This is a genomic window from Halospina sp. K52047b (genome assembly GCF_008709855.1).
Classification (GTDB): Bacteria; Pseudomonadota; Gammaproteobacteria; order Pseudomonadales; family Oleiphilaceae; genus Halospina; species Halospina utahensis_B.
In genome coordinates, this window is record NZ_VYJH01000003.1 from 289,931 (window position 1) to 315,431 (window position 25,501).

General features: G+C 63.7%; 25 protein-coding genes. 18 read left to right on the plus strand and 7 right to left on the minus strand.

The features are described 5' to 3' along the window. Positions 1–101 precede the first annotated feature (101 nt). From F3089_RS05965 to F3089_RS06005, 9 genes are all read left to right on the plus strand, one after another. The gene (locus tag F3089_RS05965) at positions 102–2,501 is read left to right on the plus strand and encodes an LPS-assembly protein LptD (RefSeq protein WP_225741690.1); all 2,400 of its coding nucleotides are present in this window, start codon (positions 102–104) and stop codon (positions 2,499–2,501) included. Positions 2,502–2,523: 22 nt separating this feature from the next. Next, positions 2,524–3,849, plus strand: coding sequence for a peptidylprolyl isomerase (locus F3089_RS05970; RefSeq protein WP_151439910.1), 1,326 nt, complete (start codon positions 2,524–2,526; stop codon positions 3,847–3,849). Continuing rightward, on the plus strand, positions 3,846–4,853 hold the full coding sequence (gene pdxA, locus F3089_RS05975; protein ID WP_151439911.1) for a 4-hydroxythreonine-4-phosphate dehydrogenase PdxA: 1,008 nt from the start codon (positions 3,846–3,848) through the stop codon (positions 4,851–4,853). The genes F3089_RS05970 and pdxA overlap by 4 nt, the downstream gene beginning before the upstream one ends. Continuing rightward, a complete protein-coding gene (rsmA, locus tag F3089_RS05980; RefSeq protein ID WP_151439912.1) occupies positions 4,850–5,662 on the plus strand; it encodes a 16S rRNA (adenine(1518)-N(6)/adenine(1519)-N(6))-dimethyltransferase RsmA in 813 nt (270 codons plus the stop codon). The genes pdxA and rsmA overlap by 4 nt, the downstream gene beginning before the upstream one ends. Beyond that, complete coding sequence (locus F3089_RS05985; RefSeq protein ID WP_151439913.1) at positions 5,659–6,465, plus strand: symmetrical bis(5'-nucleosyl)-tetraphosphatase; 807 nt, start codon at positions 5,659–5,661, stop codon at positions 6,463–6,465. The genes rsmA and F3089_RS05985 overlap by 4 nt, the downstream gene beginning before the upstream one ends. After that, positions 6,449–6,853: a DUF423 domain-containing protein gene (locus tag F3089_RS05990; RefSeq protein WP_225741691.1), complete on the plus strand. Its 405-nt coding sequence runs from the start codon at positions 6,449–6,451 to the stop codon at positions 6,851–6,853. Before F3089_RS05985 ends, F3089_RS05990 begins: the two co-directional genes overlap by 17 nt. A gap of 31 nt (positions 6,854–6,884) precedes the next feature. After that, positions 6,885–7,085 carry a sulfur carrier protein ThiS gene (thiS, locus tag F3089_RS05995; RefSeq protein WP_151439914.1) on the plus strand — a complete coding sequence of 67 codons (201 nt, stop codon included), beginning with the start codon at positions 6,885–6,887 and terminating at the stop codon, positions 7,083–7,085. A gap of 64 nt (positions 7,086–7,149) precedes the next feature. Then, positions 7,150–7,947: a thiazole synthase gene (locus F3089_RS06000; protein WP_151440047.1), complete on the plus strand. Its 798-nt coding sequence runs from the start codon at positions 7,150–7,152 to the stop codon at positions 7,945–7,947. After that, a complete protein-coding gene (locus tag F3089_RS06005) occupies positions 7,947–9,266 on the plus strand; it encodes an NADH:flavin oxidoreductase/NADH oxidase family protein (RefSeq protein WP_151439915.1) in 1,320 nt (439 codons plus the stop codon). Before F3089_RS06000 ends, F3089_RS06005 begins: the two co-directional genes overlap by 1 nt. 1 nt (position 9,267) lies before the next feature. Here F3089_RS06005 and F3089_RS06010 read toward each other — a convergent pair whose 3' ends face one another. Then, positions 9,268–10,557, minus strand: coding sequence for a sensor domain-containing diguanylate cyclase (locus F3089_RS06010; protein WP_151439916.1), 1,290 nt, complete (start codon positions 10,555–10,557; stop codon positions 9,268–9,270). Between the two features lie 275 nt (positions 10,558–10,832). Between F3089_RS06010 and F3089_RS06015 the strand changes: the two genes are divergently transcribed. From F3089_RS06015 to F3089_RS06030, 4 genes are read left to right on the plus strand one after another with little or no spacing between them, the layout of a single operon-like run. Then, positions 10,833–11,633: a hypothetical protein gene (locus F3089_RS06015; RefSeq protein ID WP_151439917.1), complete on the plus strand. Its 801-nt coding sequence runs from the start codon at positions 10,833–10,835 to the stop codon at positions 11,631–11,633. Between the two features lies 1 nt (position 11,634). Further along, positions 11,635–12,669 (plus strand): substrate-binding domain-containing protein, encoded by a 1,035-nt coding sequence (locus F3089_RS06020; protein WP_151439918.1) that lies wholly within the window; start codon positions 11,635–11,637, stop codon positions 12,667–12,669. Continuing rightward, the gene (locus F3089_RS06025) at positions 12,666–14,183 is read left to right on the plus strand and encodes an ABC transporter permease (RefSeq protein WP_151439919.1); all 1,518 of its coding nucleotides are present in this window, start codon (positions 12,666–12,668) and stop codon (positions 14,181–14,183) included. The genes F3089_RS06020 and F3089_RS06025 overlap by 4 nt, the downstream gene beginning before the upstream one ends. Positions 14,184–14,185: 2 nt before the next feature. Next, positions 14,186–15,205 carry an ABC transporter ATP-binding protein gene (locus F3089_RS06030; protein WP_151439920.1) on the plus strand — a complete coding sequence of 340 codons (1,020 nt, stop codon included), beginning with the start codon at positions 14,186–14,188 and terminating at the stop codon, positions 15,203–15,205. Positions 15,206–15,211: 6 nt separating this feature from the next. Here the strand turns inward: F3089_RS06030 and F3089_RS06035 are convergent, their stop codons facing one another. Beyond that, positions 15,212–16,021, minus strand: coding sequence for an inositol monophosphatase family protein (locus F3089_RS06035; RefSeq protein ID WP_151439921.1), 810 nt, complete (start codon positions 16,019–16,021; stop codon positions 15,212–15,214). A 94-nt stretch (positions 16,022–16,115) separates the two neighbouring features. Between F3089_RS06035 and F3089_RS06040 the strand changes: the two genes are divergently transcribed. Then, positions 16,116–16,616 (plus strand): DnaJ domain-containing protein, encoded by a 501-nt coding sequence (locus tag F3089_RS06040; RefSeq protein WP_192497283.1) that lies wholly within the window; start codon positions 16,116–16,118, stop codon positions 16,614–16,616. A gap of 19 nt (positions 16,617–16,635) precedes the next feature. Here F3089_RS06040 and F3089_RS06045 read toward each other — a convergent pair whose 3' ends face one another. Then, positions 16,636–17,379 carry a secretin N-terminal domain-containing protein gene (locus tag F3089_RS06045; RefSeq protein WP_151439923.1) on the minus strand — a complete coding sequence of 248 codons (744 nt, stop codon included), beginning with the start codon at positions 17,377–17,379 and terminating at the stop codon, positions 16,636–16,638. A gap of 103 nt (positions 17,380–17,482) precedes the next feature. Here F3089_RS06045 and F3089_RS06050 point away from each other — a divergent pair, with 103 nt between their 5' ends. Genes F3089_RS06050 through F3089_RS06060 form a run of 3 tightly spaced genes read left to right on the plus strand, consistent with a single transcriptional unit; the run spans position 17,483 to position 20,339 of the window. Further along, on the plus strand, positions 17,483–18,607 hold the full coding sequence (locus F3089_RS06050) for an NAD(P) transhydrogenase subunit alpha (protein ID WP_151439924.1): 1,125 nt from the start codon (positions 17,483–17,485) through the stop codon (positions 18,605–18,607). Between the two features lie 2 nt (positions 18,608–18,609). Then, a complete protein-coding gene (locus tag F3089_RS06055) occupies positions 18,610–18,915 on the plus strand; it encodes an NAD(P) transhydrogenase subunit alpha part 2 (protein ID WP_077531660.1) in 306 nt (101 codons plus the stop codon). An 11-nt stretch (positions 18,916–18,926) separates the two neighbouring features. Beyond that, complete coding sequence (locus F3089_RS06060) at positions 18,927–20,339, plus strand: NAD(P)(+) transhydrogenase (Re/Si-specific) subunit beta (RefSeq protein ID WP_151439925.1); 1,413 nt, start codon at positions 18,927–18,929, stop codon at positions 20,337–20,339. A gap of 37 nt (positions 20,340–20,376) precedes the next feature. Here F3089_RS06060 and F3089_RS06065 read toward each other — a convergent pair whose 3' ends face one another. Genes F3089_RS06065 through F3089_RS06080 form a run of 4 tightly spaced genes read right to left on the minus strand, consistent with a single transcriptional unit; the run spans position 20,377 to position 24,835 of the window. Further along, positions 20,377–21,027 carry a DsbA family oxidoreductase gene (locus tag F3089_RS06065; RefSeq protein ID WP_151439926.1) on the minus strand — a complete coding sequence of 217 codons (651 nt, stop codon included), beginning with the start codon at positions 21,025–21,027 and terminating at the stop codon, positions 20,377–20,379. Further along, positions 21,024–22,376 (minus strand): DsbA family protein, encoded by a 1,353-nt coding sequence (locus F3089_RS06070; RefSeq protein ID WP_151439927.1) that lies wholly within the window; start codon positions 22,374–22,376, stop codon positions 21,024–21,026. Before F3089_RS06070 ends, F3089_RS06065 begins: the two co-directional genes overlap by 4 nt. Then, positions 22,377–23,513: an NAD(P)/FAD-dependent oxidoreductase gene (locus F3089_RS06075; RefSeq protein WP_151439928.1), complete on the minus strand. Its 1,137-nt coding sequence runs from the start codon at positions 23,511–23,513 to the stop codon at positions 22,377–22,379. It abuts the gene before it with no gap. Then, positions 23,513–24,835 (minus strand): SAM-dependent methyltransferase, encoded by a 1,323-nt coding sequence (locus F3089_RS06080; protein ID WP_151439929.1) that lies wholly within the window; start codon positions 24,833–24,835, stop codon positions 23,513–23,515. The genes F3089_RS06075 and F3089_RS06080 overlap by 1 nt, the downstream gene beginning before the upstream one ends. A 172-nt stretch (positions 24,836–25,007) precedes the next feature. On the opposite strand from F3089_RS06080, the gene F3089_RS06085 reads away from it, so the two are divergent. Then, on the plus strand, positions 25,008–25,445 hold the full coding sequence (locus F3089_RS06085) for a PGPGW domain-containing protein (protein WP_225741692.1): 438 nt from the start codon (positions 25,008–25,010) through the stop codon (positions 25,443–25,445). Positions 25,446–25,501 lie beyond the last annotated feature (56 nt).

The following is a 25,501-nucleotide window of genomic DNA, read 5'->3' on the forward strand; positions in this document are numbered from 1 at the left end:
CCCTCTGCCAGCTGGCCAGAGAGCGTTAACATGCTGCAGTGGCCCATGTAGACTGTGCCCCTGTTTCAGCCGCATGCCGGTGGACGCTCCGGAGAGGGTGAGTGGCAATACAGAAGTGGACAAACAACCGCGCCGGGCGACTCCGGATGCTGGCTGCCAGCATCACGCTCGCCTGTGTGTCCGCGCAGGCCCAGGAACCCCGCTCGGCCGCCGCCATCGATTGGGTGGAGTGGGAGCAGCTGCCCCCGGAACTGCAGGAAAAGGTGCCGGCCTACTGTGGCGGCGCCTATCGCCCTCCGGCACTTGAATCCAGCAGTGCCGATGACGCCCCTGTGGGAGAAGGTGACGGCAGGCCTGTCCATATCACCAGTCGAGAGGCCCGGTACCGTATGGACGAGACCCTGGACCTGAGCGGTGACGTGCGGGTACGCCAGGGCGAGCTCCGGGCACGCAGTGACCGTGCCCAGTACAACCAGAGCAGCGGCATGCTCAACCTCAGTGGCGGCGTGGTCAGCCGCGCCAACGGGGTGCTGCTGACCGGCAATGAAGCCGAGGCCAGCGATGAGGGCGGCAGCCTGACCCTCAATACTGCCCGCTTCCTGCTCCATGATGCCCATATGCGCGGCAGTGCCGGTCGTATCAAGCGCACCGGGGAAGAGGCCATGCGCATTGATCAGGCCGTCATGACCACCTGCCAGCCCGGCCGCAATGACTGGTCGCTGGCGGCGAGCGGGGTTGACCTGGATCAGGCAAGTGGCTTCGGCACCGCCCGCAATGTCCGGCTGCGGGTGAAGGATGTGCCGGTGATGTACGTGCCCTGGATACGGTTCCCGATCGATGATCGCCGTCATACCGGTTTCCTGTACCCAACGTTCGGCAGTTCCAATGCCGGCAGCGGGCTGTTCCTTGCCACGCCTTTCTACATGAATCTGGCGCCCCACTACGATGCGACCTATACCCCGCAGTATATCCATGGTCGGGGGTACTTCTCGGAGCTTGAGACCCGCTATCTGAGTCGCTTCGGGCAGACGGATGTACAGCTGGGCTTTATCGACAGTGACTCTGAATTCGAGTCGGAGAATCCTGGTATGGACGGCAAGCGCTGGGGCCTGGATGTCACCAGTGATGCCGACTTCGGTGGCGGCTGGCGGGGGGATCTGGATTACGCGGCGGTCTCAGACGACGACTATTCCAGTGACCTCAACCGGACCCTGGACATCCAGCAGAACACCCATCTGCGCCGGGATGGACGGCTCCGCTACAGTCAGCCCGGCGTGAGTTTTTCCGCGGCACTGCGTGGCTTCCAGACCATCGACCCCGCGATCCCGGAAGCCAGCCGCCCTTACAACCAGCTGCCAAGGCTGCAGCTGGATCTCAATGCCAGCAGTGGTAACTGGTATGTCGCCCAGGATACGGAGTACAACTACTTCTGGCGTGAAAATGGCGATCTTCAGGGTGACCAGGCGGCCATTGGCCACCGCCTGCGGACGCGCCCGGAAGTGGGGTGGGAGCTGCGGGGGCTGCCGGGATTCATCGGCACGTCGGTGATGCTGGACCATACCCAGTACGAGCTGGACGACATTGAACGGGATGAGCGCTTCAGTCGCAGCGTACCCTTTGCGGACGTGGATGCCGGGCTCTACTTCGACCGCTTCTTTGATGTGGGCGACAGCTTCTACAACCAGACGCTGGAGCCGCGGCTGTATTACGTGTACTCACCGGAGCGCGAGCAGGACGGTATCCCTGTCTTTGATACCCGGCTCAACTCCTTCAACTTCAACCAGCTCTTCGCCCGTGACCGTTTTGTGGGAGGGGACCGTGTGGGGGATAACAACCGCCTCACGACGGCGCTGACCTCGCGCGTGTATGATATGGACGCCGGAATCGAGCGGGCCCGCGTGAGCCTTGGCCAGATCCACCGTTTTGACGATGAAGAGGTGGCGCTCAATGGAGCTGGCACCACGGAGGAAAGGCGTTCCCCGTACGCCGGTGAGCTCGTGCTGCGGCCGCTGGAGACCATGGACCTTCGGGTCACGGGACAGTGGGACGCGGATGAACGTGAGACCGTTCGTGGGCGGAGCCAGTTCCGCTTCCATACCAGCGACTACCGCTATCTGTTCAACGCCGGCCACACCTATGATGCGGACACCGACCTGGAGCAGTCGGATGTGAGCACGGTGCTGGCGCTGGGCGAACAGACGAGCCTGATTGGCCGCTGGCTCTACGATATGGAGAATAGGGAGACAGCGGGCACACTGCTGGGACTTGAGTACAGCAGCTGCTGCTGGAACCTGCAGCTCGTGGCCCAGCGTTACCGTACCCGGGATGAGGGACTGGATACCCGGTTCCTGTTCCAGATCCAGCTGCTCGGGCTGGGTGGCAGTGGCGATGCCCAGGATACCGCCCGTGATGCCATTCCCGGCTTTGATCAGCGCACTGCCATCAGAGAGCGCCCAACGCCCGAACAGCTGCGGCGCCCGGCGCAGGAACGATGGCCCTGAACCCATTCAGACTGAGGTAAGCATGATTCCGAAACGACAGCGCCCTTCAAGCCTGCTGGCCCTGGTATTCCTGGCCTGCCTGCCCATGCTGGCGGCCGGAGCCGAACGCCAGCCGCTGGACCGCGTTGTGGCCGTGGTGGACGAGGGCGTGGTTCTGCAGTCCGAGCTCCAGGCACGGATCCAGCAGATCCGCTCACGGCTGAGCGCCCAGGGCACACGGCTGCCACCGGAATCCGTGCTGCGCCAGCGGGTTCTGGACCAGCTCATCCTGGAGGAGATCCAGATCCAGCGGGCTCGCCAGATGGGCATTCGCATTGGTGACTCAGAGCTCAACAGCGCCATGCGCAATGTGGCCCGGAACAACGGCTTCAACAGTCTCAACGCCTTCGAGCAGGCGCTGTCCAGCGAGGGGCTGAGTTTCCAGCAGGCGCGCGAGCAGATCCGCCGGGAGATGCTGGTCAGCCGCGTTCAGCAACAGCGCGTGGGCCGGCGCGTGCGTGTTACCGAAAGGGAGGTGGACAACTTCCTGAGTTCCGCGGAAGCGCGTGAACGTTCCGGGATTGAACACCTGCTCGGTCACATCCTGATTGAGGTGAACAACTTCAATAACGACGAAGCGGTCCAGGCGGCCCGGAGCAAGGCGGAGTCGATCCAGGAGCAGCTTGAGGACGGTGCCGACTTCCGCGAGCTGGCGGTTGCCGAATCTGACGGTCGTAACGCGCTGGAAGGCGGTGAGCTGGGGTGGCGTTCCGGTCAGGAGCTGCCGTCGCTGGTGGCCGGCGAGATCCCGCGCCTGGATGTGGGCGAGCCTTCGCCGGTGCTGCAGAGCAGCAGTGGCTTCCACGTGGTCACACCATTGGACCGCCGGGGGCAGGATACCAATGAAGTGGAACAGCGCAGGGTGAGCCATATTCTGGTCAATACCCAGGAGCGCTCTGACGCCGAGGCGGAGTCACTGATCCGCGAGATCGAGTCGCAACTGGAGAATGGAGCTGATTTCGCTGCGCTCGCCAAGGAGTATTCGGATGACCCCGGTACCGTCTCTGAGGGTGGTGAACTGGGTTGGGTCGGGCCCGGCGAAATGGTGCCGGCGTTCGAGGACACCATGATGGAGACCGGTGTTGGCGAGACCAGTAACCCGTTCCGCTCACGGTTCGGATGGCATATCCTCAAGGTTGAGGATAGGCGCGTGGCGGAGCAGAGCGATGAAATCCGGCGCAATGAAGCCCGCCAGGCGCTGCAGCAACGCCAGTACGAGCTGGAACTCCAGAACTGGCTGAGCCAGATCCGCGAGGAGGCCTACGTGGACGTCAAGACCGTGGTCAGTGGCATGGAGGGCACGCTTTGACCCGTCCGGTACGGCTGGCGGTAACAGCCGGTGAGCCTGCCGGCATCGGGCCGGATCTGTGTCTTACTCTGGCTGACCGTGAGCGGGAAACGGAACTGGTAGTGATCGCGGACGCTGACCTGATGCGTGAGCGGGCCAGGGTGCTTGAACTGGACGTGCGGATTGAGCCCTGGGAACCGGATCAGCCCATTCCGACCGGAGCCGGTGTGCTTCCGGTCTGGTCGGTGGCCTCTGTCGCGACGACCCGGGCCGGGAAGCTCGACCCGGAGAACGCGGGCTATGTGTTGCGGACCCTGGAAGCGGCTGTTGAGGCCTGCCAGCTCAGCATCGTGGATGGCATGGTCACCGCGCCGGTGCACAAGGGGGTGATCAATGAGGCCGGCATCCGCTTCAGTGGTCACACCGAGTTCCTTCAGGAGAAAACCGGCGCCAGTGGTGTCGTGATGATGCTGGCCACCGAAGGGCTGCGCGTGGCGCTGGCCACTACCCACCTGCCATTGCGTGACGTGCCGGATGCTATTACCAGCAGCCGCCTCAGCCGGGTGCTCCACATCCTTAATGACGACCTGCGAAAGCACTTCGGCATTGCCCAGCCGCGCATACTGGTCGCGGGTCTCAACCCGCACGCCGGGGAAGGCGGGCATCTCGGCCGCGAAGAGATGGATGTGATCGAACCGCTTCTGGAACGGCTGAACAGCGAGGGTATGAACCTGATTGGTCCGTTGCCGGCGGATACCCTGTTCACGCCCTACAACCTGGAAGAGGCGGATGCCGTCCTGGCCATGTACCACGACCAGGGGCTGCCGGTGCTCAAGCACAAGGGGTTTGGCCGGGCGGTGAACATCAGCCTGGGCCTGCCGATCATCCGCACCTCCGTGGATCACGGTACGGCCCTGGACCTTGCGGCTACTGGCCAGGCCGACGCGGGCAGCCTGCATGAGGCCATCCAGACGGCGGCCCACATGGTACGCCAACGCGAGCGGACACGGCAGGAGCGCGCATGAGCCGGCCGTTGGGACACCAGGCGCGCAAGCGCTTTGGCCAGAACTTTCTGCACGACGCGGGGGTGATCGACCGCATCGTGGGCGCCATCAACCCGACGCCCGAGGATAACCTCGTCGAGATTGGTCCGGGCATGGGCGCACTCAGCGAGCCGCTGCTGGAGGCCTGCCCGTCCCTTCAGATGATCGAACTGGACCGGGACCTGATCCCCGGCCTGCGGGCCCAGTTCTTCCGCTATCCGGAGCTGGTCATCCACGAAGGCGACGCCCTGCGGTTTGACTACCGTGCCATCGCCGGCAAGGGGCCGATCCGGGCAGTGGGCAACCTCCCCTACAACATCGCCACGCCGCTGATCTTCCATCTGTTCGAATTCAGCGACGTGATCCGCGACATGCACTTCATGCTCCAGAAGGAGGTCGTGGAGCGCATGGCCGCGGCGCCGGGGGAAAGCCAGTGGGGAAGGCTGGCGATCATGACCCAGTACCGCTGCCGGGTGCAGCCGTTGTTCACGGTCGGTTCGGGTGCCTTCAGCCCAGCGCCCAAAGTGGAGTCCGCCATTGTGCGGCTGGTGCCCCACGGGACTATCGACAACCCGGCCCATGACCCGGAGCTGCTGGCGAAAGTCGTACGGACGGCCTTCAATGCCCGCCGCAAGACGCTGCGCAAGGCGCTGGCACCGTTGTTCGGGGATGGAGACTGGCCACGGCTGGGCATCGACCCTACGCTCCGGCCCCAGAACCTGACGCTGGCGGATTACGTGATGCTGGCCAATGATCTGTACGCACAGGCATCCAACGGGAGTACGGAATGAGTGAGTACGCCATCGGCGACATTCACGGCTGCCATGACAGCCTGAGGGCCCTGATGGACCGCATCGGCTTCAGCCCGGACCGGGACCGGCTCTGGTTTGTGGGTGACATCATCAACCGGGGGCCCAAGTCCCTGGAATCCCTGCGGCTGGTGAGGGACCTTGGTGACAATGCCCTGGTGACCCTGGGCAACCATGACATGCACTTCCTGGCGGTGGCGCTGGGCGGGCATGAGCCCCGGCCCAAGGATACGCTTCAGGCGATCCTGGAGGCTCCGGACCGCAATGAGCTGATCGATTGGATGCTGCAGCAGAACTTTGCCATCCCGGATGAGGCGCGCGGCCTGCTGATGGTGCACGCCGGTATTCCGCACCTGTGGACGGCGGAGCAGGCGGTGGGGTACAGCCGTGAACTGGAAGCAGTGCTCCAGAGTGACCAGGCGCCGCGCTACTTCCGTGAAATGTACGGCAACCGGCCCGAACGCTGGGATGCCGCCCTTGAAGGGATGGACCGCTCGCGGGTGATCACCAACTACTTCACACGCATGCGGTTTCTCGCTGAGGACGGCACCCTGGATCTGGCGACGAAAGAGGGGGTTGGCGCGGCGCCCGATGGTTTTGCGCCCTGGTTCCAGTACCCGCGGCCGGATTCGGTGGAACTGATTTTCGGGCACTGGGCCGCCCTGGAGGGTCGAACCAATACGCAGGGTATCCATGGGCTGGATACAGGCTGCGTCTATAACGGCCAGCTCACCGCAATGAATCTGGATACAAAGGAGATGACGCGTGTTGAACCCTGCGACTGAAGCCGGCTTCCCGGCAGGGACCTGGCTGAGCGTGGCCGCGATCCTGGGCGGACTGGCCGTGGCGGCGGGCGCCTTCGGGGCGCATGCGCTGGAAGGCAGGCTGTCGGAGCATTACATGAACGTCTTCCAGACGGCGGTGCAGTACCAGATGTTCCACGCCCTGGCCCTGCTGGGCGTGGCGCTTATCGGTCTCGTCCGGCCGGATGCCTCCTGGCTGGTACCGGCGGCCTGGGCCTTTCTGGTGGGCATCCTGCTGTTCAGTGGCAGCCTGTACACACTGGTTCTCAGTGGTGTGAAAGTGCTGGGGGCCATTACGCCGATCGGCGGTGTCGCGTTCCTGGTGGGATGGGTCTGTCTGGTGGTGACTGGATTGCGGCTGGGGGCTTGAAGCTGATGGGCTCAACCATCAGTTTAAGAGTATGAACATTATCCTGAACGGCGAAAACACCGAAGTCGGCGAAACCGCCAGTATCCAGGCCCTGATCGAGCGCCTGGAGCTGACCGGCCGTCGTATTGCCGTGGAGGTCAACGAGGAGATCGTGCCCCGCAGTGAGCATGAGTCACACCAGCTTGCGCCCGGAGACCAGGTCGAGATCGTGCACGCCATAGGCGGCGGCTGACCCCGTAGGAGCGGCCATGGCCGCGATCCTGCCCCCTGATCCCATGATCCAGACGAGAGACACCATGACCAACGAATCCCCGCAGGACACCCCCCTCACCATAGACGGCACCACCTACAGCTCCCGCCTGCTGGTGGGTACCGGTAAATACGGCAGCTGGGAGCAGGCGCGGGATGCCATTGAGGCCAGTGGGTCGCAGATGGTGACCATGGCGGTCCGCCGCACCAACCTGGGCCAGAACCCGGATGAGCCGAGTCTTCTCGATATTGTCTCGCCGGAGAAGTATACGCTGCTGCCGAACACGGCGGGTTGTTACTCGGCGAGGGACGCGGTGCGCACCTGTAAGCTGGCGCGCGAGCTTCTGGATGGGCACAGCTTGGTGAAGCTGGAGGTTCTGGGTGATGAGAAGACCCTGTACCCGGACGTCACCGAGACCCTGAAAGCGGCGGAACAGCTGATTGATGATGGCTTCCGGGTCATGGTCTATACCAACGACGATCCCCTGATTGCCCTCAAGCTCGAGCGCATGGGGTGCATAGCTGTGATGCCATTGGGTGCCCCCATCGGATCCGGGCTGGGCATCCAGAACCGCTACAACATCCGCACCATCGTGGAGAACGCCAGTGTGCCCATCCTGGTGGATGCCGGCGTGGGCACGGCCTCGGATGCCAGTCTGGCGATGGAGCTGGGCTGCGACGGCGTGCTGATGAACACCGCCATCGCGGAAGCAAAAGACCCGGTGCGGATGGCGGGCGCCATGCGCAAGGCGATTGAGGCAGGGCGCGATGCCTACATGGCCGGGCGCATGCCGAAGCGGGCCTACGCCAGCGCCTCATCGCCGCTGGACGGGACCTTTTTCTGATGACGGCTTCCCCGGGGCTGGATACACCGCTGCCGCTGCCCTGCGGCTCTGTACTGCCCAATCGTCTTGCCAAAGCCGCCATGACCGAAGGCGTGGCGGATCAACACCTGCATGCCACGGAACGCCATCAACGGCTCTACGGGCGCTGGTCGGACGGTGGTGCAGGCCTGCTGATCACCGGTAACGTAATGATCGACCGGCGGGTTCTGGAGCGCCCGGGCAATGTGGCGATTGACCCGGTGCCGGCCGAGGGCGAGCCGGCCGGGATGGAGGCGCTGCGCGCCTGGGCGCGGGAGGGCACACGCAACGGCAACCACCTCTGGATGCAGATCTCGCACGCAGGGCGCCAGTCACCGCGTTACGTGACCAGTGAGCCGGTTGGCCCTTCTGAGGTGCAGCTGGAGTTGATGGGCAACTACGCGCGGCCGCGGGCACTGACCGATCCGGAGATCCTCGATTTCATCGAACGCTTCGGGAGCGTGGCGCGGACCGCAAAGGCGGCGGGCTTTACCGGCGTCCAGATCCATGGGGCGCACGGGTATCTGCTCTCCTCGTTCCTTTCCCCGGTGACCAACCAGCGCGCGGACCGTTGGGGCGGCTCGCTTGAAAGCCGGGCACGGTTCCTTCTGGAAGCAGTTCGCTCGGCCCGCGAGGCGGTGGGGCCGGACTTTCCGGTGGCCGTGAAGCTGAACTCGGACGACTTCCGCAAAGGCGGGTTCAACCACGAGGAGTGCCTGCGGGTGGTGCAGTGGCTCAATGATGAAGGCATCGACCTTCTGGAGATCTCCGGCGGCACTTACGAGCAGCCGCGCCTTCTGGGCCACAGTGGCGATGCCGACACGGCGAGCGAGCCGGGCGCGGTCCGGGCCAGTACCCGTGCGCGGGAGGCCTACTTCCTGGAGTATGCTGAGGCGATCCGTAAGGTCTGTCGGTGTCCGCTGATGGTCACTGGCGGCTTCCGTACCCGCAGCCTGATGGAAGAAGCCCTGGCCAGTGGCGAGCTGGACGTGATCGGGCTCGGGCGGCCCCTTTGCACGGACCCGGATACCCCGAAAGAGCTGATCGGGAAGCGGATTGACCAGGCCGTGAACCACGAGGCCCGCCTGCGCCTGGCCAACACCGGCTGGTTCTCCCCGGCAAGCCCGCTGATGCCCCTGAAGATGATCAACGTCCTCGGCGCCCAGGCCTGGTACTACCAGCAGATCTTCCATCTGGCGGACGGCGAACCGGTGGACCTGAACCTGAGCGTGCTCGGGGCCTTTGCGCGTTACTTCGGGGACGAGCTGAGTACGGCGTTTTGGCTCAGGCGTAGCGGATGACCTATACGACCTGGTCCCGGCCGTTATCCTTGGCCTCGTAAAGATGCCTGTCGGCTTCCTGGATCATCGCCTCAACGCTCGGGGATGCCTTGCTATAGGTGCTGACACCAATACTCAGAGTCAGGTGAATAGGGCCGGCCTGGGTGTGGATTGGCTCGTGGGCGATCAGGCTGCGCAGCCGCTCCGCCATCTGGCGTCCGGAGTCATTGCCTGTCTCGGGTAACAGCACCGAGAATTCCTCGCCGCCGATCCGGGCGGCCGTGTCCGATTTGCGCAGCATGCCCTGGCAGCGTTCGGCAAACGCTTGGATGACTTCATCCCCGGTGCTGTGGCCGTACTGGTCATTGATCCGCTTGAAATGGTCCATGTCGATCATCAGCAGGCTCAGCGGCCGCCCGTGGCGTATGGCCCGTTCCACTTCCTTCTCCGCCTGCTCGAGGAAGTGCCGGCGGTTGGGGAGGGTGCTCAGTTCATCATGGGTGGCGAGGTACCGCAGCTGTTCCTCAAGCCGGCACCGCTCGTTGATTTCGGCCTCCAGGTCGAGGCGGATCTGCTTACTCTGGGTGATATCCGTCTGGATCGAGTTAAAGCCATACAGCTTGCCGTCTGAATCGAATTCAGGCTGGCAGGAGATGCGCAGCCAGTAGTGGGCGCCGCCTTTTGTGTAATTCAGAACCTCGCAGGAAAAGCCCTGCTGGCGGGCCACGCAGTCGCGCATGTAGGCAATGGTTTGTGGATCCGTTTCCGGGCCCTGTAGGAGGTCACCGGGCTCGTGGCCCCGCGCCTCCTCCAGGCTGTAACCGCTGAGGGTTTCAAAGGCGCTGTTGGCCCAGTTGATGCGGCCGTTACTGTCCGTCATCAGTATGAGTTCCTGGGTGTTTTCCAGTACCCAGGCCAGCCGCTGGTTGTGCATCCGCTGTTGCTGGTTCTCCGTGATGTCACGGAATATCCCGAACAGATACCTTGTATTGGAAGCCGGGCTGCTCTTGAGTTCACCCAGCGTCTCCACCCAGCGGACGTCTCCATCCACGCGGACGATGCGCGCATCGAAAGACAGCGGCTTGCCCGTCTCGATGGTTTCGTTGATCAATGCCTCAACACGATCACGATCGTTCGGGTGGTAGAAACTGAGAGCATTGTCCACGGTAGGGGGAATCGCGTTGGGCGACATCCCGTGCAGGAGGAACACTTCTTCAGACCAGAAGAGCGTGTTGTCATTGAGCCTTATATACCAGTGCCCGGATTGGGCCACCTTATGGCTCAGTCTCAGAATATCTTCGTTCTGCAGCAACGTATCTCTGATCGTTTCAGGTTGGTGTCTGCGCGAGATCCCTTCACATTCATTGTTCAGTCTAGCAGTTTCATCTTCAGAGGCAGCCCGTTGAGCTATTCGCGGTTGTCGTGGGCCACCCGAGCAATAGTGTGGATAGGGTTTGTCATGCTTGCTTTTGCTGGGTGAGTCTTGTCTGAGCTTACCACATGCCCGGGTGGCAGGCCGCGATGCCTTTACTGTTGAGGTGAGAATCGTTATTGTTTGCGAAATTGGTTGGGATAGAGGGAAACGTGATGCGTAAGCGTTTTACGGCAGTTACCGGAGCACTGGCACTGGCCGTGTCTGTTGGCTTCGCCTCCACCAGTGCCTTGGCCAGTGGTGAGATTGGTGAGCATGTCCAGAACCTCAAGAGCAATCTAGGCACCTATGAACAGGATGTTGGTCGGTTCACCGACCGCCTTGACACCATGGCGGCAGCCTATGCCGAGAACGGCCCGGACGCCGTGGAAACGGATCAGCTCATTGAGCTCTGGGAAGAGGTAAAGCTGCACGCGGCGGTGGAGGTGACCTATGTGCCGGTCTATGCCTCCATCTGGCAGGGCATCTATGGCTTCAAGGAAGCTGTGGACAATGACAGCGGCATTGAGCGTGTCCGCGCGGAGAAGGCAGCTCTGGAAGCCGCGCTGTGGCAGGGTCTGGGCGCCGTGAAGATGGCTTCAAAGCATCAGGCATCCGGTGGTTCCAATAAGGGTCAGGAGGCTGATTCCGCGGGAGGTGACCCGGTTGACCGGATCATCACCAACCTGGAGAAGGTCACCGTGGAGCACGCTGAAGGTGAGACCGAAGAGGCCACTGAGCTGGTGCATGACACCTACATGGAGATCTTCGAGGGTATTGAGGGGGCACTGATCGAGCAGGACGCGGAACTGGTTGAGTCGCTGGAGAAGGACTTCAACGTGACGCTGCCCCAGCAGTTGGAGAAAGGCGCGCCTGTCTCTGAGGTGACCGCTCAGGTTGATGCCATGAAAGAGAAGCTCAGCCGGGCACAGGAGCTGCTTCAGAAAGCCGAAGAGAGTCAGGGCGATGTGTTCTGATGTGACCCGAAGGGATGTGGTGCGCGCTCTGGGCGCGCTCGGTATTATGGGCGCTCTTCCTCTGCCCGGCCTGGCAGCCGGCAGGGGCGGGGCGCCCTTTTCCGTTGAGTCGCTGCCAGCGCTTGAGGGGGAGCTGACGCTCTATCTGGGGCGTGGCGAAGGCGGCCTCTATGAGGATGTCATCAATGCCATCCGGGATCGCAACCCGGGGCTCTCTCTGCAGGTGCGCCGCGGCCCCACGGTGGCGCTGGCAAACACCATTGTGGCAGAGGCGGAAGCCGGGGTGCGGCAGGCGGATCTGTTCTGGGCTGTGGATTCCGGATCCCTGGGGCTGGTCAGTGATGCCGGCCTTGCCCAGCCCGTTCCCGAGGCACTTGGTGCCGGGCTCAGAGAGGGGTTCCGCTACGATAACTGGGTGCCTGTCTCCGGTCGGATCAGAACACTGCCCTTCAACAGTGATCGTCTGAGCCTGGAGCAGATTCCCGAAGACATCATGGCTCTGCCGGAAACGGACCTCAGCGTTGGCTGGGCACCCGCCTATGGCTCGTTCCAGTCCTTCATCACCGCCATGCGGCTGCTCGAGGGCGAAAAAGCCACGCGCGAGTGGCTCCTGGGCATGAAAGCCCGGGCCCGCCAGTACGCGGGTGAGTTCGGTGTCGTTATGGGTGTTTCCCGGGGGGAAGTGGATCTGGGGCTGGCCAACCACTACTACACGCTTCGACTGCTGTCCGGCCAGCCGGACGCCCCGGTCGCCCTGGCCATGACCCGTGATGACGCCGGTTCACTGCTGAATGCCTCCGGCGCCATGGCACTGTCGGAACGCCCCGTGGCCATGGACTTCATCCGCTATCTGCTGACCACCGAGGTCCAGTCCTATCTGGCGCGTGAGGCGTATGAGATTCCGATGGTCAGTGGTGTGGAACTGCCCGAGGGGCTGCCGTCGGAGGATCGCATCCAGCCGCCCGAGCTTGAGCTGACCCGCCTTGCGGACATGCGTCCGACGCTGGACCTGATGCGTGATGCCGGAGTGTTATGAGGCCTTGGCCGGTCTCCTATGTGCTGGCCGCACCCGTTGCCATACTGGCGGTGCTGCCGTTGCTGGTCCTGCTGGACCTGGGTGTCGGGGCGGACACCCTGTGGGACCCCCACTGGCTGGACGTTCTGGGGCAGTCACTGGCGCTGGCCGGGCTGACGGTTGTCGGGTCGCTCTTTCTTGGTGTGCCTCTGGCGGTCATGACCGCCTATGTCAGGCTTCCCCTGCGTGGTCTATGGTTGCCTCTTCTGGCGGCACCACTGGCGATGCCGAGCTACATCGGTGCCTTCACGTTCTATGCGGCCTTCGGGCCCGGGGGCGAGATTGAGCAGCTGACAGGCGTTCCGACACCGGAACTCCGCGGTCTTACCGGAGCGGCCGTCGTGATGTCGCTCTACACCTTCCCCTTTGTACTGCTGACCACCCGGGCGTCCCTGCGGGGGCTGGATGCCAGCGTCCTGGATGCGGCGCGTACGCTGGGGCTGTCGCTGCCGCAGGCCCTGTGGCGGGCGGTTCTGCCCCGGGTGCGCCGGGGCATCGCGGCGGGCGCGCTGCTGGCGGCGCTCTACACGCTCTCGGATTTCGGTACGCCGGCCATCATGGGCGTGGACACGTTCACCCGTGTGATCTTTGTTGAATACAATGCCTTTGGTCTCAGCCAGGCCGCGATGCTCTCATTGCACCTGCTGGTGATTGTGGGTCTGATCCTGTTTCTGGAAAGCCGCTTCGGAACAGAGCAGGAACGACCCGGCCGCACGCTGGTTGTGACCCCCGGTACCCTCTCCGGAGCTGGTATGATGGGACTGGCGGTGCTGGTCTTTGCTCTGGCTGTGGGGCTGCCTCTGGCACTTTTCGGTATCTGGATCGCGCGTGATGGTCTGGCCGGCTTTGACCCCATGACGGCGGTCAACTCGGCCTGGGCAGCCTCCCTGGCGGCACTCGGCGCGGTTCTGCTGGCGCTGCCGGTCGCGTATGCGGCGCTTGCAGGGCCTGCGGGCCGCGTCATGGACAGGCTGACCTACTTCGGTTTCGGGGTGCCTGGCATCGTCATGGGTACGGCTCTGGTCCATCTCGGGCTCAGGGTGCCGGTGCTTTACCAGACCCTGTTCCTCCTGGTGCTGGCCTACATGTTGCGGTTCCTGCCGTTGGCGGTGGGCGCGGTGCGCTCCACGGCGGAGCGGGTGGACGACAACATGACCCACGCCGCCCGCCTTCTGGGGGCCTCCCGCTGGGAAGCGTTCCGCCGCGTGAGCCTGCCGCTGACGCTGCGGGGTGTGGTTGCCGGAGGGGCGCTGGTATTTCTGGAGGCGATGCGCGAGTTGCCCGCAACACTGATGCTGCGCCCGACTGGGTTCGACACCCTGGCCACGGAGCTCTGGCGCGTCTATGAGGCTGGGTACTTCGGCCGTGCCGGCGTTCCGGGCCTGCTTCTGGTGGTGATCTCAGGGGTGGCGCTGGTGTTGATGGTCAGTGGTGAGCGGGGCCTGAAAGCGGGCCTTGCAGAGAATAAGGGGTAATCATGCTGGATGTTCGCAACCTGAGCCTTGCCTACGGCCAGACACCCGTACTGGCGGATCTGTCTTTCAGTCTGGGCGCGGACGAGATCCTGATGCTCGTGGGGCCGACCGGCTGTGGCAAGACCACGGTGCTGCGTACACTCGCTGGGCTGGTGCGCCCGGATGCCGGGGAGATCGTGCTCGGGGATCAGCGGATTACACCAAAGCGGGACGTGCCGCCGGAGAAACGGCGGGTCGGGATGGTATTCCAGGACTTCGCGCTGTTTCCCCACCTCAGCGTCATCGACAATGTCGCCTTCCGTCTCAGCGATCGCGGGCCCGCCCATGAGTGGCTGGAGCGGCTTGGGCTCACAGCGCTGGCCGATGCCATGCCGGAGCGCCTTTCCGGCGGGCAGAAACAGCGTGTCGCCCTGGCCCGGGCACTGGCCCACAAGCCCCAGCTGATGCTTCTGGATGAGCCGCTGTCCAATCTGGACGCCGCCCTCAAGGACACTCTTCGGTGGGATATCCGTACGGCCCTCAAGGAGGCCGGAGTGCCGGCGCTCTGGGTGACCCATGATCAGGAGGAGGCACTTTCGGTTGGGGACCGCCTGGGGGTTCTCAATAACGGCCGCCTGGAACAGCTCGATACCCCGGAGCAGTGCTTCAGCCAGCCAACAAGCCGGTTCGCCGCCCAGTTCCTGGGAGAGGCGGCTTTCGTGCGTGGGCACCGGGACGGGCCTGTGGTGGCGACGCCGCTTGGCAGCGCCACCGCCATCACCCAGGGCGCCAGTGGTGAGAAAGTAGACCTGATGGTACGCCCTGATGATCTGACGGTGGTGCCCTCACGGGACGGTAACGGCGTGGTTGAGTGGCGCCGGTATGAGGGCGAGACACGGCTTTACGCCATCCGCGTCTGCGATGGCGAGGCCCTGCGGGTGCGGACCAACCATGAGCTGGATCTGGCTGTGGGCGCGCCGGTGCATCTGCGGATCAGTTCTGAGCACCCTCTCGCCGCGTTCACGCCGGAACCAGCGGCCTGATGCCGTTCAGTCTGGCTCCGGAAGCAGGGGCTTGAGGCTGGCGTGGATGCCGGGTGCGGTGATGATGATATCCCGCCCCCACAGATCCTCTGGATAGCCCTCCGGTACTTCCGAGAAGTGACCACAGGTGGCGCCGGCTTCCAGCGCGATCAGCCGGGCTGCGGCGAAGTCCCAGGGGCTGACGCTCTCGTAGTAACCATCCAGCCGGCCACAGGCCACCCAGCAGATGTCCACGGCTGCGGAGCCGATGCGCCGGATGTCACGGCACTCGGTGAGCACCCTTTCCAGGCGCCGGATCAGGGTCGGAATCTCATCCTTACCGTAGGGGAAACCGGTGGCGATCAGGCTCTGGCGCAGGTTGGTGGCGCCGGAGACCTCAATCGGCATGCGGTTGAGCAACGCCCCCTGACCATGGGTTGCCATGAAGGTTTCCTGCTGGAAGGGGCAGTGGACCACGCCGGTCCGGACCCGCCCCTTTTCGGCGTAGGCGATGGACACCGCCACCTGGCCATGGCCGTAGGCGTAGTTCACCGTTCCGTCGATGGGGTCAACGATCCACAGCGGTGTATCAAGGTTCTCCGCCTGTGTCAGGTCGGGCATGGCTTCCTCGGAGAGGATGCGGTGACCGGGGTAGGCGTTACGAATGCGCTGAGCGATGAACTCGTCCGCCTTGATGTCCGCCTGGGTCACCAGTTCGGTGGCATCCTTATAATTGTGCTCCATGCTGCCCTGACGGCGCTCCTGGATGATGAGCTCACCGGCCTGGATGGCTGTTTTCTCGGCGAATTCGGTAATGGCGGTCAGGTCGTCATGCATTGAGGTGCGGCCCCTCTGGTAGGATATGGCGGATCGGGTCGGTCTGCCGCGTAGTGTACTCCGGCCCCCGGTATGGCCACAAAACGGAAACCCTATGCATCTGATTCTAGGCCTTGTTCTTACCGTCCTGCTCTTCCTGCTGCTGCGCCAGTGGGCGCGCCTGGATCCGGCGGAAAAGCGCAAGGGGCTGTTCTGGGGCGTAGCCGTGGCGGTGGGCGCGCTCTGTACACTGCTGGTGGTCACCGGGCGGCTGCATGTGATCGGAGGGCTGCTGGCGGCGCTCGTGCCCTTTGCGCATCGCGGCTGGCGCGCCTTCCAGCTCTGGCTTCTGTGGCGCCGTATCCGTAGTGCCGGGGGCGGCGCGGATAGCGGGCAGGAGTATGACAGTGGCCAGCAGGCGCCGCCCAGCTCGGGCCGTATGGATCCGGAGCAGGCACGGGATGTTCTCAATCTGCCCGTGGATGCCGGCCGGGATGAGATCGTGAAGGCGCACCGGCGGCTGATCCAGAAGGTGCATCCGGACCACGGTGGCAGTGATGAGCTGGCTGCAAGGGTGAATGAGGCCAAGGAGGTGCTGCTGAAGACTCTGCGGTAAAGCGGGTTTCCGGCGGTACTCAGCGGGCCGGAAGTACGTTCACCTTTACTTCCCAGAGTCGGCTGCCTTTTGACTGTGTACTGTAGACCCGGCTGCCCTTCTGATCCCGGATACTCCGGCGCTCCTCACCCAGCTCCACCCATTCGCCGGGGTTTACCCGGCGGATGGTCACCACACCGGCCGTTTTGTAATCCGGCTGGCCCGGTACGGGCTCGTTGCGGATGGCGGTGATGTGCAGCTCCACCTGGTTCTCGCTGAGCACCGTGGGGCGGACAAGGAAGCCGCTGGTCATGTCCACTTCCTCAAGAATCACCATCGGGTTCCTGCCACCACGCGCCGCCACGGGCAGCCGCGCGATACGACCGGACGAGATCTGTGCGATCTGCTGGTCCTGGACCACCAGTGAGCGCGTCGAGTCCTTCCGGGTACTGTAGAGGCGGCTGCTGCCACGGTTGTCGTCCTCACCCGATGCCATCTTCCGGTGGCGCAGGGAGAGGCGTACCTGGCGTACGGGCTGGTCGATCTGCTTGAGCAGGGTCTTGATCTCGGCGAGCTTTTCGGGCTCAGCGCGCACCATCAGGGTCTGTCCGTCCGGCGAGAGTTTTATGTCATCCCCGTAGAGGTTGCGGAGCTGGGGGACTACCGTCTGAGCCCGCCGGTTCTCCAGTTCAAACACATGGCTTTCCGGAGCGGCGAATGCGGCCGGTATGGCCAGCAGCAGTGACAGACAGGCCAGAATAAGGTTGCGGTTGACTGGTTTCATGATATTCCATGGAATGCCATCTATGCTCAGGGTATCGCACCGGCAACAGGTGCGCGACCGTTTCACGCTCAGGATAGCATCCTGCTAACGAGGGAGTGCCGTTATGACGGTGACCATCACTGCGCCCCGGGAGACACGGGCCAACGAGAAGCGGGTGGCCGTGGTACCCGCGGTGGCGCCCAAGCTGGAAAAGCTGGGGACTGAGATCCGTATCCAGAAGGGGGCTGGTGAAGCGGCCCGGATTCCGGACGAGGCCTATGAGGATGCCGGCATCCATGTAGGGAAGCTGGAGCTGGGCAAGGCGGATATCGTGCTCAGCGTTCAGGCCCCCAGCCCGTCCGAGATCCGGAAGATGAAAAAGGGCAGTATCCTTCTGTCCTTTGTCTACGCGCACCGGGATCCCAAGGTCGTGGAAGCACTGGTGGAGCAGGAGGTTACCTGTTTTGCCATGGATCGGGTGCCGCGCATCACGCGCGCTCAGGCCATGGACGCGCTCTCCACCCAGGCCGCCCTGGCGGGCTATTACGGCGGGCTTCTGGCGGCAACCAACCTGCATCGTATCCTGCCCATGATGACCACGGCGGTGGGGTCCATCCGTCCGGCCAAGGTGTTGGTCATCGGTGCCGGTGTCGCAGGGTTGCAGGCCATTGCTACCGCGCGGCGCCTGGGAGCCATGGTGGAAGGCTATGACGTGCGCAGCGAGGCCGCGGAGCAGGTGGAATCGCTGGGCGGGAAGTTCGTGGACACCGGCGTCTCCGCGACTGGCGAGGGCGGTTATGCCCGGGAACTGACCGATGAGGAGAAAGCCCGGGCGGCGGAAGTGGTGACACGCCATGTCCAGAACGCGGATGCGGTGATCACCACCGCGAATATACCGGGGCAGGAAAGCCCGAAGGTGCTCAGTGAGGAACAGATCCGGGGTATGAAACCAGGCGCCGTGATCGTGGATCTGGCGGCCGACGGTGGCGGTAACACGCCGCTGACGCAGCCGGGCGAGACGGTGGAGGAGGGCAGCGTGACCATTGTGGCCCCACTGAATGTGCCCAGTCTGCTGGCCGAGCACGCGTCTGAACTCTACGCCAAGAACCTGCTCAACTTCCTGGGGCTGATCGTCGCTGATGGCGAGATCCAGCTCAACTGGGAAGACGAGGTCATTGCCCGCTCGTGCCTGACGCACGCGGGCGAAATCCGGGACGAAGTGGCGGCTGAAGCCGTCAGGGGGGACTGATCATGGATGCCACCACGGCCATTACCGGTTTTGTTGCGCTCTACATCTTCATGCTGGCGGCCTTTACCGGCTACGAGATCATCGGCCGTGTGCCGGCGATCCTGCATACGCCGCTGATGTCCGGCTCCAACTTCGTGCACGGCATCGTGGTGGTGGGCGCCATCTGGGCACTGCTCAATGCCGCCACACCACTGGAGCAGACGATCGGTTTCATCGGTGTGCTTCTGGGCGCGGGTAATGCGGCCGGCGGTTATGTGGTGACCGACCGCATGCTCGACATGTTCAAATCCAGTGACCGGCAGGACTGAGGGGCACAATCATGGTGAGTTTCCTGATCGCAGCGGCTTTCTTTGTCGCAACCCTGCTGTTCATCTACGGGCTCAAGCGCATGGCGAGCCCCGTGACCGCACCCTCCGGTATCCGTGTTGCGGGCTGGGGCATGGTGATCGCGGTCGCGGCCGCCTTCCTGTATGCCTTCGACGTACGCCCGGCGGCTTCGGAGCACCTTGGTACCAATTTCCTGCTGGCCCTGGTCGCATTGGGGATCGGTGTGGCCTGGGCCTGGCGCAGTGGCAAGCGCGTCGAGATGACGGGGATGCCGCAGATGGTGGCGCTCTACAACGGCATGGGCGGTGGTGCCGCGGCGGCCATCGCGGCCGTGGAGCTGTATTCCGGTAATGCCCAGCACTACGGTTTCGTGGTGACGGTTCTGGCGCTGGTTGGCGGTCTGATCGGCGCGGTGGCCCTCTCGGGTTCGGTCGTCGCCTGGGCCAAGCTGGATGGCCGGCTCGACAGGACCCTGCGTTTCAGCACCCAGCAATTGGTTAATGGTGGGCTGCTGGCGCTGGCCGCGCTGTTTGCGCTCTATGTCCTGATCGTCGGTGCCGGTGGCGTGCCCACCACCGGCATCACGCTCTTTTTCATTGCCGCCCTGGTGCTGGGGGTGCTGCTGACCACGCCCATCGGCGGCGCGGACATGCCGGTGGTCATTTCGCTCTACAATGCCTTCACCGGCCTGGCCGTGGCGTTTGAGGGCTTCGTGCTCCAGAACCCGGCGATGATCATTGCCGGTACCGTGGTGGGGTCCGCCGGCACGCTGCTGACGTTCCTGATGGCGAAGGCCATGAACCGCTCGGTGAGCAACGTCATCTTCTCGAACTTCGGTGAGGAAGACGATGGCTCCGGCGGTATCGAGGGTTCCATGAAATCGGTGGATGCATCGGATGCCGCCATCTCCATGTACTACGGCTCGAAGGTGATCATCGTGCCCGGCTATGGCCTGGCGGTGGCGCAGGCCCAGCACAAGCTTTACGAGTTCGTGAAACTGCTGCAGAAGCAGGGTGTCGAGGTGGCCTTCGCCATCCACCCGGTGGCCGGACGCATGCCGGGGCACATGAACGTGCTGCTGGCAGAGGCCGGCATTCCCTATGACATCATCCATGACCTGGAGGACATCAACGAGGAGTTCGCGCTGTCGGATGCGGCCCTGGTGATCGGCGCCAATGACGTGGTGAACCCCGCGGCGCGCACCAACGAGTCCAGCCCCATCTATGGCATGCCCATCCTGAACGTGGACTATGCCCAGCAAGCCTTCGTGGTCAAGCGCGGTCAGGGCAGGGGGTACAGCGGCGTCGAGAACGAGCTCTTCTTCGCGGACAACACCCACATGGTCTATGGCGATGCCCAGAAGGTCATGGTGGAGATGATTGAGGCGGTGAAGTCTCTGGGGTAGCGCCGGAAGCGATGCCCGCCACGGGCATCGCACCCTGTCACGCGGCAGTGCCGGCCTGGATGTCCCGGAAAGCCTGCACCAGGTAGTCCGGCTCCTGGGCACCGGAGATCAGGTACTGCTGGTTGATGACGTAGGCCGGGACGGCGGAGATGCCGGCTTTCTGGTAATAGGCCTCTTCCTTCCGGACTGCTTCCGCGAAGTCGCCCTCATCCAGGACCCGGCGCGCCTCGCCCGTATCCAGGCCGATGGCGGCCACGCATTCCAGCAGTACCCCATCGTCTGAAATATCGGCCGCGCGCCCGAAATAGGCCTCAAAGAAGGCCTTTTTCATCTCGGTCTGGCGGTTCTGTTCGCTGGCCCACATGACCAGCCGGTGTGCGTTGAAGGTATTCCGGGTGTAGCGCTCCTGCATGCGCTCGAAATTCAGGCCGAGTTCATGGGCAATGGCCGTCATGTCGTTCTGGGCCTTCTCCATTTCTTCGGGGCTGCGGCCGTACTTGCGGCTCAGGGCCTGCAGGATGGGTTCGCCGTCGGTGTCCTTGTCCGGGTTGAGTTCAAACGGATGCCAGCTCACCGTGAAATTGCATTCGCCGGCAAGCTGGTCCATCGCCTGCTCCAGACGGGCATAGCCAATGGCGCACCAGGGGCAGGCAATGTCGGAGACGATGTCGATATGCAGGGTTGTCATGGGGAAACGGCCTGGTTCTGGGATGACTGCTGCCCTGATTCTGGGGATCGCTCGGGATGGGTACAATCCCCGCCACGCATGGTTTCCTGGATCAGCCACAGCCGGTCCTGGCCCCAGGCCGTAACGTTGCCGAAGCGGAACCCGGGCACGCCCCAGAGACCGATCCGGTAGAGTTCCTGGCGGTTGGCTTCCACTTCGTCACGCCAGTCTTCGCTGTCCAGCCACTGGCGGGCTTCGGTCCAGTCCAGGCCGGCATCCTCAACAATGCGCCGGAGGCCCCTGTCGGTCTCGGAGCGGATACCCCGGGCGTTCACCGCGCGCGCAAAAGTCATCATCCAGGTAACCTCCAGCCCCTGTTCCCGGGCATAGGGGAAAAGCGCATAGCAGCGTTCAACCCCGGCACCCAGCGGATCGGCGACGAAGCCATACGGGATACCGAGTTTTTCGGCTTCCCGTTTGGTGTCCCTGAAGATGTACCACTTCTTGGCCGGTGGCACCGCCTGGCCGCGCATGAGCATGGGCAGAACGGGCCGGATCTGCAGGGGGCAACCGAAATAGTCCGCCAGCTGTTTGGCCCGTTCAAGCCCCAGGTAGGAATAGGGGCTGCGCATGGAGAAGAAGATCTCAAGGGGTGTGGTCACTGGCGTGGCCGGTTTCGGCTTTCGGCAGAGGTCCGCCCAGGTGCGCACGAAACGGGCGCTCTCATTGGCATGGCGGGCATACCCCTTGGCAATCAGGCGCCGTTCCAGGTGGTCGAGCCGGTCCAGCCCCCAGAACCACTCACCCTCGTAGTGCAGCATGGCGCCCAGGTAATGGCCTGCTTGCTGAAGGTGCTGCTCATTGCGGGCGATGGCAGCACGGGCCTGTTCGGATTCCTCCGGCGTGGGCGTCGGCAGTGGTGGGTCGCCGTGCCATAGCCCGCGCAGGGCCGCGAGCGCTTCATCCAGGAAGTCCGGGTCCTTTTCGGCTCGGGTCATACGGCAGGCTGCTGCGTGAACGGCCTCTTCCGTCAACGCGGGAGCGGTCTCCGGGAAGTCCAGCCGGTACAGGCGGGCGAGGTCGCGGGCATCGGCCACGGCCCAGGACTGCCAGAGGTCGCGCTCGGGGAACATGTCATCCTGCAGCGCCTCGACTGTGAAAACGCGGTAGTTCAGACCGAAGCGCTCCGCCAGAGAGGGCAGGACCTGCAGCAGCACGTAGCCGTGTGGATCCCTCGGGTTGAGATACACATCGACCTGGCGTTCCTGTCCCTTACGTCGAGCCTGCCTTGCCTGCAGGCCGCGCCGGAGGTTGTGTACGAGCGGACTGCTGACAAAACGGGCCGCATAGGGCATCAATGCGGATTTCATTCAGGAGGCGGTCTCCAGCGCCGGGACATGTTCGTGCAGGAACCAGCGTTCGGTCACCACCCGGCGCGTGAACCAGTGCGTTTTCATGAGCGCCGGGGCGATGCGCAGTTTGGCCCAGTCCGGAAGGTCCAGGCCGCCGCCCTCGTGCTCCACCTCGCGGGTGCCGAAACGCTCGCGCAGGCGGTCGGCGTAGGGCTGGAGGCTGGCAGCCCGGTAATCCGGTGCTTGCTGAATGACGTCCGCCGCCAGGAAGGCGGACTCCACGGCCGGCCGGATGCCTTCGCCGCTCTGGGTGTAAGCGAGGCCGGCGGAATCGCCGATCAGGAGGATACCGTCATCGATCAGTGGTCTCTCCGCGTGGTCGTAGAGCAGGTAGGCATGGCCCTTGAACTTCCCGGGCAGGTCCTCCGGGATACGTTCCTCGGCCTGCATCCTGGCAACGAAGTCATTGAGGTGCTGCTTGAGGTCATCCGGGTCCTCACGCCCCAGGCCTATGTTGAGGAAGTTGTCCTTGCGGAAGACCCAGGCGTAGCCCATCAGGTCCCGACAGAACCAGAGTTCCGGGGTATCCTCGCGGACCCGGCAGTGCCGGGCCTGCTCCGGCGTCATCTCGAACTCTACTTCCTTGGCGGTCACCGAGGTTTCGTGGCTGCCGGGGCCTTCCCCGATTGTGGCCGCCACCGGGCAGAAGTGACCACCGGCGCCAATGACCAGCGGCGCCTGGTACTCGCCGTTCAGGCACCATTCGCCGTCGTCGGTGCGTTCCAGGGACTTGAATTTGACGCCCTCGGCCCGATCGCTGCCGCTGCGCTCGAGCAGGTAGTGGTCGAACTCACAGCGGCGGATGCCGTAGCTGACGGGCTCGCTGCCATGGTCATTCTCCACCGCCTTCTGCCCCATCATGCCGATGCGGAAGCGATGGATGGGCTGCATGATGTTCTCCCGCCGGTAGTCATCTGGGTTGATGGCCAGGAGCTCCAGCACGGCGGGCGTGACCCAGCCCGCGCAGGTCTTATCCCGGGGGAAGGTCTGCTTGTCGACCACCAGGGTATGGTAGCCCCGCTGTGTCAGGGTCTGTGCCATGGTGGAGCCGGCCGGCCCACCACCAACGATCAGTGCATCATAGCGCTGTACCATCAGTAACTGTCCTCCGGCGGCACGTTGGAGCTGGTGTAGAGGTGTTTACGGTTACGTGGCACATTGTTGTTCTCGGGGTGCGCCAGCACCATCTGGAACAGCTGGAGTGCGTTCGCCCGGAACGAGGCGATCGAGCCGGCCAGGTAGAGGCGCCAGGCCCGGACGAAGTTCTCACCGTACATCTCGCGCACGGTGTCGATGTTGGCCTCAAAGCGGGCGAGCCAGTCCTCCAGGGTTTCGGCGTAGTGCAGCCGCAGGTTCTCCACATCCAGCACCGAGAAGGGACCGGCCTCGCCGATACTGGTGAATTCGGTGATGCTGGGTGGATAGGCGCCGGGGAAGATCCGCTTCTCGATCCAGGCGTTGGTGCGCATCGGGTAGTTGCGCCCGATGGAATGAACCAGCGCCAGGCCCTCGGTCTTCATGTGCCGGCGGATGACCGCGGCCAGGTCCGGATAGTAGTCGGTTCCCACATGCTCGAGCATGCCCACGGAAACGAATCGGTCGTACAGGCCGGAGATGTTGCGGTAATCGTCCAGCACGTACTCCACCTGGTTTTCCAGGCCTTCCTCCTTCGCTTTTTCGCGCGCGAAGGTCACCTGTTCCTCGGAAATGTTGAACGCGCGCACCTTCACGCCGTAGTGCTTCGCCATGTAGCGGGCGAGTCCGCCCCAGCCACAGCCGGCTTCCACCACGGTCTCGCCGGGCTTGAGCTGCAGCTTGCGGCAGACCAGCTCAAGCTTGGCGAGCTGGGCCTGTTCCAGGGTGATGTCCGGTTCCTCGTAGTAGGCGCAGGTGTACTGCATCTGGGCCCGGTCCAGCCATAGCTGGTAGAAATCGTTGCCCATGTCGTAATGGTGGTGGATGTTGTCCCGGGCCGCCTTGAGGCTGGTCGAGCGCGGCGCCTGGTCGCGCCAGAGCATGCGCAGGAACAGCGGCAGCTTCTCGTAGGCCTGGTCCAGTGAGCGGTAGAGATCCGTGAGAAGATCCGGCATGTGGCCGTCCATCTCCAGCCGCCCTTCGCTGTAGAGGTCGCCGAAGGCCAGGTTCGGGTTGGTCATCAGTTCATACAGCGCGGAACGGTCCGCCACCCGCAGGCGGTAACATGGGCTCTGCCCGGAAGGCGTGATCTCCTGGGTTCCCCATAGATCCAGGGTCAGGGGCGGATTGCCGGCCACCGACAGGAATTTCTCCGCCATCCAGCGCTCGGCGCCGGTGGCTGTGCTGTTCGGCTCAATGAGTGACTGGGTCAGGCCCAGCGGTGAAAAGCGGTCACTTCGGAATGACCGTGCCGTTTCCCTTTGAGGGGTTTTCTGTTCCATAGGTGCCCTCCAGCATCCGGTTGTTATCTCCCCATACGGTATCGAGTATAGGAAGTGATCAGTTCATGCGGCAACTGCAGGATGTGATGGGGGCCACGTTGGCGTTCTCCAAGGGCCTTCGCAGTGGCCGCGGAACGCGCTAGCCTTGGCGCTGGTTTTCCGGGAGCAACCGATGGAAGCACTGTTTGCAATGCTGGTCCGCTGGTTTGAGCGCCATGAAACCTTCCTGTGGGCCCTTGGGGGCGTTTCCCTCCTGATGTTTGTGGCCACGCTGGTGGCGGTGCCGTTCGTCATCGCCCGGATTCCGTCGGACTATTTCACCCGGCCGCGGCGCCGGCGCTATCTCCTCCAGGGCCGCTATCCGCTGCTGGGGCTGCTGGCACTCATCCTCAAGAACCTTCTGGGCCTGATCCTTCTGCTTGCGGGGATCGCGATGCTGGTGCTGCCGGGGCAGGGCCTTCTGACCATCCTCATCTCGCTGACGCTTCTCAATTTCCCGGGCAAATACCGCCTGGAGCGCTGGGTGGTTGAGCGCCCGGCGGTGTTCCGGTCCATCAACTGGATCCGGCGGCGCTGGGGAGTGCCCGAGCTCGAGTTTCCGTCGCTGTAGATCCCGGGCGTGCGGATCTTTTCATTGCGCCTTATTCCGTGTAGAGTTGCGATTGT

What these genes read in the sequence shown, in the direction of transcription:
- F3089_RS05970 (WP_151439910.1), top strand. Translation starts at nt 2,524, where the DNA reads ATGATTCCGAAACGACAGCGCCCTTCAAGCCTGCTGGCCCTGGTATTC.
- rsmA (WP_151439912.1), top strand. Translation starts at nt 4,850, where the DNA reads ATGAGCCGGCCGTTGGGACACCAGGCGCGCAAGCGCTTTGGCCAGAAC.
- F3089_RS05985 (WP_151439913.1), top strand. Translation starts at nt 5,659, where the DNA reads ATGAGTGAGTACGCCATCGGCGACATTCACGGCTGCCATGACAGCCTG.
- thiS (WP_151439914.1), top strand. Translation starts at nt 6,885, where the DNA reads ATGAACATTATCCTGAACGGCGAAAACACCGAAGTCGGCGAAACCGCC.
- F3089_RS06000 (WP_151440047.1), top strand. Translation starts at nt 7,150, where the DNA reads ATGACCAACGAATCCCCGCAGGACACCCCCCTCACCATAGACGGCACC.
- F3089_RS06005 (WP_151439915.1), top strand. Translation starts at nt 7,947, where the DNA reads ATGACGGCTTCCCCGGGGCTGGATACACCGCTGCCGCTGCCCTGCGGC.
- F3089_RS06015 (WP_151439917.1), top strand. Translation starts at nt 10,833, where the DNA reads ATGCGTAAGCGTTTTACGGCAGTTACCGGAGCACTGGCACTGGCCGTG.
- F3089_RS06025 (WP_151439919.1), top strand. Translation starts at nt 12,666, where the DNA reads ATGAGGCCTTGGCCGGTCTCCTATGTGCTGGCCGCACCCGTTGCCATA.
- F3089_RS06030 (WP_151439920.1), top strand. Translation starts at nt 14,186, where the DNA reads ATGCTGGATGTTCGCAACCTGAGCCTTGCCTACGGCCAGACACCCGTA.
- F3089_RS06035 (WP_151439921.1), bottom strand. Translation starts at nt 16,021, where the DNA reads ATGCATGACGACCTGACCGCCATTACCGAATTCGCCGAGAAAACAGCC.
- F3089_RS06040 (WP_192497283.1), top strand. Translation starts at nt 16,116, where the DNA reads ATGCATCTGATTCTAGGCCTTGTTCTTACCGTCCTGCTCTTCCTGCTG.
- F3089_RS06045 (WP_151439923.1), bottom strand. Translation starts at nt 17,379, where the DNA reads ATGAAACCAGTCAACCGCAACCTTATTCTGGCCTGTCTGTCACTGCTG.
- F3089_RS06050 (WP_151439924.1), top strand. Translation starts at nt 17,483, where the DNA reads ATGACGGTGACCATCACTGCGCCCCGGGAGACACGGGCCAACGAGAAG.
- F3089_RS06055 (WP_077531660.1), top strand. Translation starts at nt 18,610, where the DNA reads ATGGATGCCACCACGGCCATTACCGGTTTTGTTGCGCTCTACATCTTC.
- F3089_RS06060 (WP_151439925.1), top strand. Translation starts at nt 18,927, where the DNA reads ATGGTGAGTTTCCTGATCGCAGCGGCTTTCTTTGTCGCAACCCTGCTG.
- F3089_RS06065 (WP_151439926.1), bottom strand. Translation starts at nt 21,027, where the DNA reads ATGACAACCCTGCATATCGACATCGTCTCCGACATTGCCTGCCCCTGG.
- F3089_RS06070 (WP_151439927.1), bottom strand. Translation starts at nt 22,376, where the DNA reads ATGAAATCCGCATTGATGCCCTATGCGGCCCGTTTTGTCAGCAGTCCG.
- F3089_RS06075 (WP_151439928.1), bottom strand. Translation starts at nt 23,513, where the DNA reads ATGGTACAGCGCTATGATGCACTGATCGTTGGTGGTGGGCCGGCCGGC.
- F3089_RS06080 (WP_151439929.1), bottom strand. Translation starts at nt 24,835, where the DNA reads ATGGAACAGAAAACCCCTCAAAGGGAAACGGCACGGTCATTCCGAAGT.
- F3089_RS06085 (WP_225741692.1), top strand. Translation starts at nt 25,008, where the DNA reads ATGGAAGCACTGTTTGCAATGCTGGTCCGCTGGTTTGAGCGCCATGAA.